Source organism: Pseudoduganella namucuonensis (genome assembly GCF_900116645.1).
Classification (GTDB): domain Bacteria; phylum Pseudomonadota; class Gammaproteobacteria; order Burkholderiales; family Burkholderiaceae_D; genus Rugamonas; species Rugamonas namucuonensis.
The window spans coordinates 99,920-110,688 of sequence record NZ_FPBO01000030.1; the positions used below are offsets into that span (position 1 = coordinate 99,920).

The 10,769-nt window shown below is 68.4% G+C and carries 14 protein-coding genes; 8 read left to right on the forward strand and 6 right to left on the reverse strand.

Features of this window, described 5'->3' with window-relative positions; translation table 11 throughout:
* Positions 1-256 precede the first annotated feature (256 nt).
* Entirely contained in the window at positions 257-604 is a 348-nt protein-coding gene (locus BM436_RS26035; RefSeq protein ID WP_093558443.1) for a hypothetical protein, read from the forward strand.
* Between the two features lie 54 nt (positions 605-658).
* On the opposite strand, the gene BM436_RS26040 is transcribed toward BM436_RS26035, so the two are convergent.
* Entirely contained in the window at positions 659-1,504 is an 846-nt protein-coding gene (locus BM436_RS26040) for an HDOD domain-containing protein (protein ID WP_093558444.1), read from the reverse strand.
* Positions 1,501-1,845 (reverse strand): hypothetical protein, encoded by a 345-nt coding sequence (locus BM436_RS26045; protein ID WP_093558445.1) that lies wholly within the window; start codon positions 1,843-1,845, stop codon positions 1,501-1,503. Before BM436_RS26045 ends, BM436_RS26040 begins: the two co-directional genes overlap by 4 nt.
* Before the next feature lie 163 nt (positions 1,846-2,008).
* Here BM436_RS26045 and BM436_RS26050 point away from each other — a divergent pair, with 163 nt between their 5' ends.
* From BM436_RS26050 to BM436_RS37245, 4 genes are all read left to right on the forward strand, one after another.
* Entirely contained in the window at positions 2,009-3,601 is a 1,593-nt protein-coding gene (locus BM436_RS26050; protein ID WP_093558446.1) for a sensor histidine kinase, read from the forward strand.
* Positions 3,602-3,692: 91 nt separating this feature from the next.
* Entirely contained in the window at positions 3,693-4,253 is a 561-nt protein-coding gene (locus BM436_RS26055) for a DUF1697 domain-containing protein (protein ID WP_093558447.1), read from the forward strand.
* A gap of 36 nt (positions 4,254-4,289) precedes the next feature.
* Positions 4,290-4,691 (forward strand): DUF3224 domain-containing protein, encoded by a 402-nt coding sequence (locus BM436_RS26060; protein ID WP_093558448.1) that lies wholly within the window; start codon positions 4,290-4,292, stop codon positions 4,689-4,691.
* A 54-nt stretch (positions 4,692-4,745) separates the two neighbouring features.
* On the forward strand, positions 4,746-4,919 hold the full coding sequence (locus BM436_RS37245) for a hypothetical protein (protein WP_177307517.1): 174 nt from the start codon (positions 4,746-4,748) through the stop codon (positions 4,917-4,919).
* Between the two features lie 32 nt (positions 4,920-4,951).
* Here the strand turns inward: BM436_RS37245 and BM436_RS26065 are convergent, their stop codons facing one another.
* From BM436_RS26065 to BM436_RS26075, 3 genes are read right to left on the reverse strand one after another with little or no spacing between them, the layout of a single operon-like run.
* Positions 4,952-5,158, reverse strand: a complete 207-nt coding sequence (locus BM436_RS26065) for a 2-hydroxymuconate tautomerase family protein (protein ID WP_093558449.1) — start codon at positions 5,156-5,158, stop codon at positions 4,952-4,954.
* 27 nt (positions 5,159-5,185) lie between these two features.
* Entirely contained in the window at positions 5,186-5,917 is a 732-nt protein-coding gene (locus BM436_RS26070; RefSeq protein ID WP_093558450.1) for an SDR family NAD(P)-dependent oxidoreductase, read from the reverse strand.
* Positions 5,918-5,948: 31 nt separating this feature from the next.
* Positions 5,949-7,337, reverse strand: a complete 1,389-nt coding sequence (locus tag BM436_RS26075; protein WP_093558451.1) for an MFS transporter — start codon at positions 7,335-7,337, stop codon at positions 5,949-5,951.
* 77 nt (positions 7,338-7,414) lie between these two features.
* Here BM436_RS26075 and BM436_RS26080 point away from each other — a divergent pair, with 77 nt between their 5' ends.
* Positions 7,415-8,272, forward strand: a complete 858-nt coding sequence (locus BM436_RS26080) for a LysR family transcriptional regulator (RefSeq protein WP_093558452.1) — start codon at positions 7,415-7,417, stop codon at positions 8,270-8,272.
* Between the two features lie 45 nt (positions 8,273-8,317).
* Here BM436_RS26080 and BM436_RS26085 read toward each other — a convergent pair whose 3' ends face one another.
* A complete protein-coding gene (locus tag BM436_RS26085) occupies positions 8,318-9,238 on the reverse strand; it encodes a LysR family transcriptional regulator (protein ID WP_093558453.1) in 921 nt (306 codons plus the stop codon).
* 114 nt (positions 9,239-9,352) lie between these two features.
* Here BM436_RS26085 and BM436_RS26090 point away from each other — a divergent pair, with 114 nt between their 5' ends.
* Both BM436_RS26090 and BM436_RS26095 read left to right on the forward strand, forming a co-directional pair.
* Complete coding sequence (locus tag BM436_RS26090) at positions 9,353-10,171, forward strand: ChaN family lipoprotein (protein WP_093558454.1); 819 nt, start codon at positions 9,353-9,355, stop codon at positions 10,169-10,171.
* Between the two features lie 27 nt (positions 10,172-10,198).
* Entirely contained in the window at positions 10,199-10,522 is a 324-nt protein-coding gene (locus BM436_RS26095; protein WP_093558455.1) for a thioredoxin family protein, read from the forward strand.
* The last annotated feature ends 247 nt before the right edge of the window (positions 10,523-10,769 follow it).

The window sequence follows — 10,769 nt, forward strand, 5'->3', positions numbered from 1 at the left end:
ACCCCGTCCGCGGGGGCCGCGCGGCGTCGCGCGGCCGAGTTTTTCCAGCGTCATTATTTCCTGCCAGTTCTTTCGTGCGCCACGGAATATCCCACTATGTTGAAATGGCATTGTTGCCAAGAATTCTAGCGGATGGTTGAGCTTACACAACTACCGCTAGGCCGCGGCTTGGCGGACCGGGCCGGTTCAGGCGTACAATATTGTTGCAATTGCAACGCCGCCGGGATCTCGACAACTCACTTAGACGAGGAACATCATGGCACACCACGCCCTAGCATCACAGGAAAGCTACAACCCGAACCACCTGCTGGACATGCTGCTTGGAAAAATGCAGCTGAAGAACGACGCCGCGCTCTCGCGCATGCTGGAAGTGGCGCCGCCTGTCATCAGCAAGATCCGCCACCACCGCTTGCCGGTCGGCGCCTCGCTGCTGATCAGGATGCACGAAGTGACAGGCATGAGCATCCGCGACCTGCGCGACTTGATGGGCGACCGCCGCACCAAGTACCGCCTGTCCGACGCCCAGGGCCGTCCGAAGCCAGAGGACCGTCCTGAAAACAAGGCGGCGCCGCAGGAAGGCAGTGGCGGCAACTACGCCCACTGACATGACAGCGGCGCGCTGACCGGAACCGCAGTGTTCCGGTCAACGTCCTCCCCTTCAGGACAGCAGCACCATCGCGATCTCCTCATACTGCAGTTCCGTTTCCCGGAACAGCTGCAGATAAATCTCCTCATCGAGGCCGAGGGCCGTCCAGGCCACGGTCGACACGGGCGGCACCAGGCCGTCCGGCATTTGCGCCAGGTCCAGCGCGTGCGCGATCGCGTCCGCGACGTGGATGATGGCGGCCAGGAAGCCCGCGCCCTGCGCCTCCGGCGTGTGGTGGTGGGCGATGGCGAGCCGCATCGTGTCCGAGAAGTTCCAGCGCTCGGCCAGCGCCATACCGGCGTCCACGTGGTCGATGCCCAGCACCGCGCGCTCGGCCTCCCGCATGTAGCAGTCGTGCGCGTCGCGGTGGGCGATGGCCTTCTCGTATTCCCTCGGATAGCAGGCCACCAGCACCAGGCGGCCGATGTCGTGCAGCAAGCCGGCCGTGAAGGCGTAGTCCTGGTTGAAGCGCATCTGCCGCGCCAGCACCTTGGCGCAGGCCGCGCTGGCGATCGAGTGGCGCCAGAACGCCTTGTGGTCGAAACCGGCGCACTGGCGCTCGGCGAAGCAGCCGGTGACGGCGGCCGCCGTGATCAGGTTGCGCGTGGTCTGGAAGCCGAGGAAGGTGATCGCCTGCTGGATCGTGGTGACCTTCACCTGCAGCCCGTAGGTCGATGAATTGGCCAGCCGCAGCGTCTTGGCGGTCAGCGCCTGGTCGTGCGACACCTTCTTGGCCAGCACCGAGATGTCCACGTCCTCCTGGTCGATGCTGTTGAGCAGTTCCATCACCACCGCCGGCAGCGAGGGCAGGTCGTCCAGGTTTTCCACTATGTCGTCGTAAGTCAGCATGGGGCTCATTCTTCAGCGGGCGCGAGGCCCAGACGGAAATCGGTGACGAAGCGGCGCAGCAGGGCGGTGGCCCAGTCCTGGTCGCTGTCGGGATCGTTCTTGCGGAACAGGCGCTCCAGGCGCGCCAGATGGCGCTCGCGCTGCGCGGCCAGCTCGGCCTCGCTGGGCTCGTCCGGCACCGCGATCGGCAGCGAGACGATGCCGTGCCGCGGCATCAGCGCCAGCATCGCCTCGGTCAGCACCGTGCCCTGTGGCAACAGCACGTGGCCCTGCACGTCCAGCAGCTCGTCGGACAGCGTCATTCCTGCTTGCACCTGGTCGAGCGCGAGGTGCTGATAACTGGTGGTCATGGCGGTCTCCCTCGTCCTTTGTTCGATCTTACCACCCGTGCTGGACAATGTCTGTGGCGGCCGGCGCGCGCCCCGCCGCGCGGCGGGCCTTTAATCTTGCCAAGAGGCTAGGCATACTTTACATTGGGACGTTGCCATCAAATTGGTGCGAGGAGCGGGTTCGATGTTTGGTATCCAGGGTAGGCTGACTTTCCTGTTCGTGGTCATCGTCACGCTGGTGCTGGCCATCTCGGGCACCTACGCGCAGTACAGCCTGAGCCACGAACTCGAGGTGGGCAACCAGCGTCTGCGCCAGGGAGTGCTGACGCGCCTGCAAACCAGCCTGCCGTCCGCGCTGTGGGACCTGGACAAGGCCAAGGTGGACAACATCGTGGCGGCCGAGATGCTGCCGCCCGAGCTGGTGGCGATCCGCGTCTACGACACCTCGGTCGGCCTGTTCTCGGGCAAGCTGCGGCGCGAGGACGGCAGCGTCGCCTCGCTGGAGAACGACAGCCAGGTGGCCGGCGTCCCGGTGGTGGCCGACCTGGCCTACCGCGACGCCGGCGCCGCCGGCAACGCGCCCAAGCCCGTCATCGTCGGCCGCGTGGTGGTCAACTTCAGCCGCGCGCAGATGGACGCCACGCTGGCGGCCGAGGTGCGCCGCAAGGTGATCGAGGTGCTGCTGCTGGACCTGATCCTGGTGGCGGCGCTGGCGCTCAGCCTGCGCATCGTGTTCGAACCCCTGAAGCAGCTGCGCGACGGCCTGCACGACCTGGCCACCCGCGGCTCGGACGAGGTGGGCGAGCTGCCGGACAACCGGCGCGACGAGTTGGGCGACGTGATCCGCGGCTTCAACGCCATCCAGCGCCGCGTGAAGGCCATCATCGCGCGCACCCGCGAGGCCGAGGACGAGGCGCGCCGCGCGGCCGCCGCCACCGCCCGCGCGCTGGACGACCTGCAGCGCACCCAGGAGTCGCTGCTGCAGGCCGAGCGCCTGGCCTCGCTGGGCGGCCTGGTGGCCGGCGTGGCGCACGAGATCAACACCCCGGTCGGCATCGCGCTGACCAGCGCCTCGGTGCTGATGGAGGCCACCGAGAAGGTGCACCAGGCGGTGGCCGACGGCGCCATCAGGAAGTCCGACATCCTGCGCTACCTGGAGACGGCCGAGGAGAGCACCAAGCTCATCATGAACAACGCCTACCGCGCCGCGCACCTGATCCACAGCTTCAAGCAGATCGCGGTGGACCAGGTGAGCGAGGCGCGCCGCCGCTTCGAACTGCGCGAGTACATCGGCGAGGTGGTGTCCAGCCTGCAGCCCAAGCTGAAGAAGACCCACCTGAGCGTGGAAATCGACTGCCCGCCCGAGATCGTGCTCGACAGCTATCCGGGCGCGCTGGCGCAGGTCATCACCAACCTCACGCTGAACTGCGTGGAGCACGCCTTCGACGCCGAGACCGAGGGCCGCATCAACATCAACGTGCGGCCGGACGGCGACTGGATCCAGATGCAGGTGGTCGACAACGGCAAGGGCATCGCGCCGGACATGCTGGACAAGGTGTTCGACCCCTTCGTCACCACCCGCCGCGGCCAGGGCGGCACGGGCCTGGGCCTGAACATCGTGTTCAACCTGATCGCCAAGCAGTTCGCCGGCAGCATCACCGTCAGCAGCGTGCTGGGGCAGGGCGCCAGTTTCGTGCTGCGCATCCCGCGCGTGACGCCGCAGGAGCACGGGGCGCAAGGCGGCGAGCCGCGCGCCGGCGCCGGCGCCCACGCCTGAGCGGCCGGGGGGCTTGCGCCTATCTGCGCGCCACCGCGCGCGCGCCTGCCGCATACTTGCGCTTAATTGCAGGTAGCCAGAGGAGGCGACGATGGGAACATGCCGGCAGATTGCCTTGCTGCGGGGTCTGAACGTGGGCAGCGCGAAGCGCGTGGCCATGGCCGATTTGCGCAAGCTGCTGACCGACTTGGGGTTTCGCGGTGTCAACACCGTGCTCAACAGCGGCAACGTGGTGTACGACTGCCCCGAACAGGGCCAGCCCGGTCCCGCCGAGGCGGCGGCCCTGATCGAGGAGGCGCTGGTGCTCAAGCTGGGCGTGGCCGCGCGCGTGACGGTGCTGGACGCCGAGCAGCTGGCCCACGTGGTCGAGGACAATAGCCTGGAGCCGGTGGCCGACGACCCCACGCGCCTGCTGGTGGCCGTGCTCAGCGACCCGTCCGACCGCGAGCGCCTGGCGCCGCTGGCGCACCAGCGCTGGGAGCCGGAGGCGATGGCGGTGGGCCGCTGGGCCGCCTACCTGTGGTGCGCGGACGGCGTGCTGGCCAGCCGCGCGGCGGCCGCCATGGGCACGCTGCTGGGCGACGCGGTCACCACGCGCAACTGGAACATCATAAGGAAATTGCACGCGCTGGCTTGCGAACGGCCGGCCTGATTTCGAACCCGATCTAACCCCCACTGGAGAACCGCCATGCCCGTAGCCGCCGGAGAATTCGACGTAACCATGACCCCCGAACTGATGTCGGTGGCCGCCTCCGGCTTCGGCCTGGGGCGCATGGTGCTGGACAAGCGCTACCACGGCGCGCTGGACGCCACCGGCAATGGCGAGATGCTCAGCTTCCGCGGCGCCGCGCCCGACTCGGCCGGCTACGTGGCGATGGAGCGGGTGGAGGGCGTGCTGGACGGCCTGAAGGGCGGCTTCACGATCCAGCACCACGGCATCATGAACCGCGGCGCGCCGGCCCTGATGGTGACGGTGGTGCCCGACTCCGGCAGCGGCGACCTGACCGGCCTCAGTGGTACACTGGAAATACGCATCGAGGAGGGCCGGCACTATTACGCCTTCGACTACGCGCTGGCGCCGATTGCCTAGCGCCCGCCGGAGGCGCTACAATGGCGGCCCGATGAATTGCTGTTGAGCAATAAAATGAACAACGATCTGTTAAAAGGCATCCTGATCATGGTCGGCCTGGTGCTGGCGCTGGTGATCGGCGGATTCGCGCTGGCCGAAAACGGCTGGCAAAAGGCCGGCTGCATCGGCCGCGCCGTGTCCAGCGGCGTATCGCTGGGCAGCATCGCCAGCGTGTGCGGCCTGCGGTGACGGCGCCGGCTGCGGACGGCCGCCTTTAGCTTTTAGCTTTTCGCCTTCCGCCGCAGCGACGTCACGTTCTGGCCCGCCACGCCCCAATTGTCCGTCTCCACCTCGTCGATGATGACGAAGGTGGTGGCGGGATTCTTGTTCAGCACGCGCACCAGCAACTCGGTCGCGCCCTCGATCAAGGCCTGTTTCTGCTCTGCGGTCACGCCCTCGCGGGTGATGCGGATGTTCACATACGGCATATTTCTCTCCTGTTGGTCTATCGATGATTACCAGACGCCGGCCGAAGCGCCGCCGTCCACTGCCAGCGTTGCGCCGCTGGTGAAACTGGAACCGGTCAGGTACAGCACCGCGTCCACGATCTCTTGCACGTCCCCCGTCGCGCCGGCCGGCGACAGCGAGCGCAGGAAGGCCTGCGTGCCCTCGTCGGCGCCGTGCATCGGCGTGTCGATGATGCCGGGCGCCACCGCGTTCACGCGCACGTTGGCCGGCGCCAGTTCCAGCGCCAGCGCGCGCGTCGCGTGGTTCAAGCCGCCCTTGATCAGCACCGGCAGCAGCGCCGGCACCTTGGCGTTCGGCTGCATCGCGATGCTGGCCGTGATGGTGACGATATGGCCGTCGCGCCTGGCCGCCATGTGCGCCGCCGCCTGCTGCGACGGGTAGAAGAAGCCCATCAGGTTGGTGCCGACGATGCCATCCACGTCCGCCTGCGTGTACTCCGTGGTGGGCTTGGGGATGAAGATGCCCGCGTTGTTGATCAGGATGTCGACCTGGCCGAAGGCGGCGATGGCGCGCTCGAACAGCTCCTTCGCGGTGGCCGGCAGCGCGATGTCGCCGGCCACCGGCAGGAAGTTGGGCGGGTCGCCCAGCATGGCGGCGGCGGTCAGCAGGCGGTCCATGGTGCGGGCGTTGCCCACCACGTTGTCGCCGCGTTCGAGGTAGGCCCGGGCCAGTGCGAAGCCGATGCCGCTCGATGCGCCGGTGACGATGACGGTTTTCATGGTGTTTCCTTTTTTGGTTGGTGTGGAATCACTATACTTTTGCGTTCGGCGTAGATAAATACCGCTTTCCGCAATTGAATTGATACATCGTGTAATAAGTGATGACACACGCGGCCAGCAGCAGCCCGGCCGACACGCCGACCGCCAGCCGCACGCCCGAGGGCCCGGCCGCCAGCGCGCCGTACACCGCCACGCCCAGCGCGCCCCCGACCTGGCGTGCCATGTTCAGCACGCCGGACGCGGTGCCGGCCTGGTGGCGCTCCACGCTGGACAGGATGAAGGTGGTCATGGCCGGCACGGCCAGGCCCATGCCCGCCGGGATCAGCACCAGTCCCGGCAGCATCGCCATGAAGCCCGATCCCGGCGCGATGCCGAGCACGCACAGCAGCGCATAGCCGGCGGCGGCGATCAGCGCGCCGGCGATCATCGGCGGCCGCACCCCGGCGCGGGCCGACAAGCGTCCGCTGACGATGTTGGAGAAGATGAAGGTGCCCGTCAGCGGCAGGAAGATCAGGCCGGCCTGCATCGCGGTGAAACCGCGCATGCGCTGCAGGTACAGGCTGAGCACGAAGATCACGCCGTAATAGGCGAAGTTCACCAGCACGCCGAACATCACGGCGCCGCCGAAGCCCGGCTTGCGGAACAGCGTCAAGGGCAGCATCGGCGCCGCGCTGCGCGCCTCGACCGCCAGGAACAGCGCGCCCGCCGCCAGCGCCAGGCCCAGGCCGCCCAGCACCAGGCCGTGCGTCCAGCCCAGGGCGTGCACCTCGATCACCGCGCCGATGAAGGCAGTCAGCGCGACCACGGACAGCAGCTGGCCCGGCACGTCGAAGGCGCGCCGCGGATCCTTGGCGGCCATGGCGGGCGCCACGCGCAGGGTCAGCCAGAAGCCGGCCACGCACAGCGGCACGTTCACCCAGAAGATGCTGCGCCACCCGGCCAGCTCCATCAGCGCCGCCCCCAGCACCGGGCCGGCCGCGATGGACACGCCGCCGGCCGCCGTCCACCAGCTCACCGCCTTGGCCAGCATGTGCTTGTCGTGCGCGTAGGCCGCGTTGAGGATGGCCAGGGAACTGGGCACCAGCAGCGCCGCGCCCACGCCCTGCGCGGCGCGCGCCACGTTCAGCAACGGCGCGTCCGGCGCGACGGCGCAGGCCAGCGAGGCGACGGTGAACAGCCCGAAGCCGGACAGGAAGGCCAGGCGCGAGCCGAAGCGGTCGCCCAGCACGCCCGCCGACAGCAGGAACACGGCGAAGCCCAGCGTGTAGGCGTCGACCACCCACTGCAGGTCGTCGACGCCGGCGCGCAGTTCCTGCCCGATTTGCGGCAGCGCGACGTTCACGATGGTGACGTCCAGCTGCACGATCACGAAGGCGAAGCTGCACGCCAGCAGTATGAGGGGGTTGGGAGCGGTTTTCATGCTTCCACTATAGGCGGGTTTACATATCGTGAAAAATGAATAATACTGAATCGATAAATCACTTAAAGAGAATCGATATGGAGCTCTCGGCGCTACGCATCTTCAAGGCCGTCGCGGAGGAGGGCAGCGTGACGCAGGCGGCGGCGCGGCTGCACCGCGTGCAGTCCAACGTGTCCGCCCGGCTGGCGCAGCTGGAGGAGGGGCTGGGCGTGGCGTTGTTCCACCGCTCGGGGCGGCGCCTGCTAATCACGGCCGAGGGCGAGCGCCTGCTGGCCTACACGGGCCGGCTGCTGCGGCTGGCGGACGAGGCCCAGGCCGCCGTGCGCGGCGACCAGCGGCCGGCCGGCCAACTGCGCATCGGCGCCATGGAAACCACGGCGGCCGCGCGCCTGCCGCAGGTGCTGGCGGCCTTCCACAAGCGCCATCCGGACGTGGAGCTGACCCTGGAGACCGGCCCCACCGACCAACTGGTGCACGCGGTGCTGAACCACAAGCTCGACGCCGCGCTGGTGGCGGCGCCGGTGACGCGGCCGGAACTGGAGCAGGTGCCGGTGTTCGAGGAGGAGCTGGTGCTGCTGACCGGGGACAGGCACGGGCCGGTGAGCGGTCCGGAGGACGTGGGGCGCAAGGCGCTGCTGGTGTTCCGTTCCGGCTGCGCCTACCGGCGCAAGCTGGAGGGCTGGTTCGCGGAGGCGGGCGTGACGCCGTCGCGCGTGTCCGAGTTCGGCACCTTCGAGGCCATCATCGGCTGCGTGGCGGCGGGCATGGGCGTGGCGCTGATGCCGCGCGAAGTGCTCAAGCAGCGCAAGCTGGCCGGCACCATCCGCGTCCACACGCTGCCGCCCGAATTCGCCATGGTGCAAACCATGCTGGTGTGGCGCGAGGACGTGGTGCTGCATCCCGCCCGCCAGGCCTTCGCCGCCGGTTTCTCCTGATCAAGCGGCGTCAACAGGTACTTGGGGTCAGACCCCAAAGCGGCGTCAGCGGTGCTTCCGGCCCAGGTTCTCCATCAGGAAATCGACGAAGGTGCGCACCCGCAGCGACAGGTGGCGCGCGTGCGGATACAGCAGGATGAAGGGCCGCGAGGCGCCGCCGTGCGCCGGCAGCAGTTCCACCAGCTCGCCGCGCCCCAGGTCCTCGTCCACCACGTAGCGGTAGGTCTGCACCACGCCCGCCCCGTGCCTCGCCAGCGTCGCGATGCCCAGGTAATCCTCGGCGCAGCAATAGCCGCCCTCGGTCGCCACCTCCACCCGCTCGCCGTCCACCATGAAGGGCCACGGTATCCTGCGGCCCGTGCTGGGCAGCTCGAACTGGATGCAGTCGTGCCCGCGCAGCTCGTCCAGCGTGTGCGGCGTGCCGGCCCGCTTCAGGTAGGACGGCGCCGCCACCAGCACCAGTTCCGCGTCCTCCAGCTTGCGCGCGACCAGCGTCGAATCGGCCGGGTCGCGGCCGCGCACGGCGAGGTCGAAGCCCTCCTCGGCGAAGTCGATGTTGCGGTTGCTGATGTGGACCTCCACCCGCACGTCCGGATACAGCGCGCGGAAACGCGGCAGCAGCGGCAGCAGCCGGTAATGGCCGTAGGGCGTGGGCACGCTGATGCGCAGCGGGCCGGCCGGCGCGCCGTGGCTGCCGGTGACCACGCGCTCGGCCTCCCGCAGTTGGTCCAGCGCCTGGCGGCACTGCTCGAAATACGCCTGGCCGCTGTCGGTGAGGCGGATCTGGCGCGTGGTGCGCACGAACAGCCGCGCGCCCAGCCGCTGCTCCAGCCGCGACACCGAGCGGCTCACCGCCGCCGGCGTCACCGCCGCCGATGCCGCCGCCGCCGTGAAGCTGCCCAGTTCCGCCGCCAGGCAAAACAGCTCGATGCTACCCAGTTGTATGTCGTCGAAGTCGCGCCGCATGCTTGTCCTTGTCGTTTTCCCGGGGCCAGTGTACCCATAGTTGGCGCCGGCCTTCCAGTGCCCGGCCGGGCGGCATGCGCTAGACTACGCTGTCGCCTTATCGAATGGAGCATCATGAAACCCGCCATCCCCGCATTGCTGCTGATCGCCGTTGCCGCCGCCGGCTGTTCCACCTCCCAGAACCGCGCCGCCGCCGACACCGACAACCCGCAGGTGCTGCTGCTGGGCGAGGTGCACGACAACGCCGAGGGCCACAAGCGGCGCTACGCGGACCTGCGCAAGCGGGTGGAGGCGGGCTGGCGGCCCGCCATCGCGATGGAGCAGTTCGACCGCGAGACCCAGCCCCTGTTGAACCGGGCGCAGAAGGACTGCCGCGACGCGCAGTGCCTGATCCTGGTGATGCAAAGCCCGCGCTGGGACTGGGCGCAGTACAAGCCCATCATCGAGATGGCGCTGCACTACCAGCTGCCGCTGATCGCGGCCAACCTGTCGCGCGCCGACGCCTCGCGCGTGGTGCGCGACGGCGTGGCCTCCACCTTCGACGAAAAGACCATCGCCGAATACAAGCTCAAGCAGGCGCTGCCGGCCGACATCGTCAAGGCGCAGGAAAAGGAGATCGTCGCCGGCCACTGCAACATGCTGCCGGACATGATGGTCCCCGGCATGGTCAACGCGCAGATCGCGCGCGACATCTGGATGGCCAAGCTGGTGCGCGAGCAGCTGCCGCGCGACGTGGTGCTCATCGCCGGCAATGGCCACGTGCGCAAGGACTATGGCGTGCCGCGCTGGCTGGACGCGGTCGAGCCCAGGCTGACCGTGCGCAGCGTGGCCTACACGGAGGCGGCGCCCGGCAAGAGCGAGTTCGACACCCACGTCAAGATTGCCTCGAAGCAGCGTCCCGATCCGTGCGCCAGCCTCAAGCCAAAATCGTAGAGCATGTAGCCTGAGGAGGACACGACAATGGAAACGGTTTACAAGGAAACGGCGCCCACGCGCGCCGACATCGACGCGCTGAGCGGCCCGGCGCTGCTGGAATTCGGCACCAACTGGTGCGGCTATTGCCGCAGCGCGCAGGGCGCGCTGGCGCAGGCCTACGCCGGCCACGAGCGGGTGCCGCACTACAAGGTGGAGGACGGCCCCGGGCGCCTGCTGGGACGCTCCTTCCGCGTGAAGCTGTGGCCCACGCTGATCTTCCTGCGCGACGGCAAGGAGGTCGCGCGCGTGGTGCGGCCGGAGGACGCGGACGAGATCATCGAAGGCTTCGCGCTGGCCACCGCGCCCTAAGTGTCACGCCGGCGCGCCGCTGATCGGCCGGCCGCCGCGCGGGCGATGTTTGCCGCCGATCAATGGGTGTCCACGGATTCGATGTGACGATTGCTGAACTGCAATCTTTCGATCCGGAGATCCCGTGGAAAGCGACTTCCTCGACTTCATACTGGCGGAGAACGACCTGGTCACCGCCAACCGCCCGCTGCGCCTGCGCCTGGACTATTCCGAACACGTCACGCGCGACATGCTGCTGCCGCAGCGC

Excerpts from the sequence above, each read along its gene's own strand:
- BM436_RS26035 (WP_093558443.1), top strand. The coding sequence starts at position 257 with ATGGCACACCACGCCCTAGCATCACAGGAAAGCTACAACCCGAACCAC.
- BM436_RS26040 (WP_093558444.1), bottom strand. The coding sequence starts at position 1,504 with ATGAGCCCCATGCTGACTTACGACGACATAGTGGAAAACCTGGACGAC.
- BM436_RS26045 (WP_093558445.1), bottom strand. The coding sequence starts at position 1,845 with ATGACCACCAGTTATCAGCACCTCGCGCTCGACCAGGTGCAAGCAGGA.
- BM436_RS26050 (WP_093558446.1), top strand. The coding sequence starts at position 2,009 with ATGTTTGGTATCCAGGGTAGGCTGACTTTCCTGTTCGTGGTCATCGTC.
- BM436_RS26055 (WP_093558447.1), top strand. The coding sequence starts at position 3,693 with ATGGGAACATGCCGGCAGATTGCCTTGCTGCGGGGTCTGAACGTGGGC.
- BM436_RS26060 (WP_093558448.1), top strand. The coding sequence starts at position 4,290 with ATGCCCGTAGCCGCCGGAGAATTCGACGTAACCATGACCCCCGAACTG.
- BM436_RS37245 (WP_177307517.1), top strand. The coding sequence starts at position 4,746 with ATGAACAACGATCTGTTAAAAGGCATCCTGATCATGGTCGGCCTGGTG.
- BM436_RS26065 (WP_093558449.1), bottom strand. The coding sequence starts at position 5,158 with ATGCCGTATGTGAACATCCGCATCACCCGCGAGGGCGTGACCGCAGAG.
- BM436_RS26070 (WP_093558450.1), bottom strand. The coding sequence starts at position 5,917 with ATGAAAACCGTCATCGTCACCGGCGCATCGAGCGGCATCGGCTTCGCA.
- BM436_RS26075 (WP_093558451.1), bottom strand. The coding sequence starts at position 7,337 with ATGAAAACCGCTCCCAACCCCCTCATACTGCTGGCGTGCAGCTTCGCC.
- BM436_RS26080 (WP_093558452.1), top strand. The coding sequence starts at position 7,415 with ATGGAGCTCTCGGCGCTACGCATCTTCAAGGCCGTCGCGGAGGAGGGC.
- BM436_RS26085 (WP_093558453.1), bottom strand. The coding sequence starts at position 9,238 with ATGCGGCGCGACTTCGACGACATACAACTGGGTAGCATCGAGCTGTTT.
- BM436_RS26090 (WP_093558454.1), top strand. The coding sequence starts at position 9,353 with ATGAAACCCGCCATCCCCGCATTGCTGCTGATCGCCGTTGCCGCCGCC.
- BM436_RS26095 (WP_093558455.1), top strand. The coding sequence starts at position 10,199 with ATGGAAACGGTTTACAAGGAAACGGCGCCCACGCGCGCCGACATCGAC.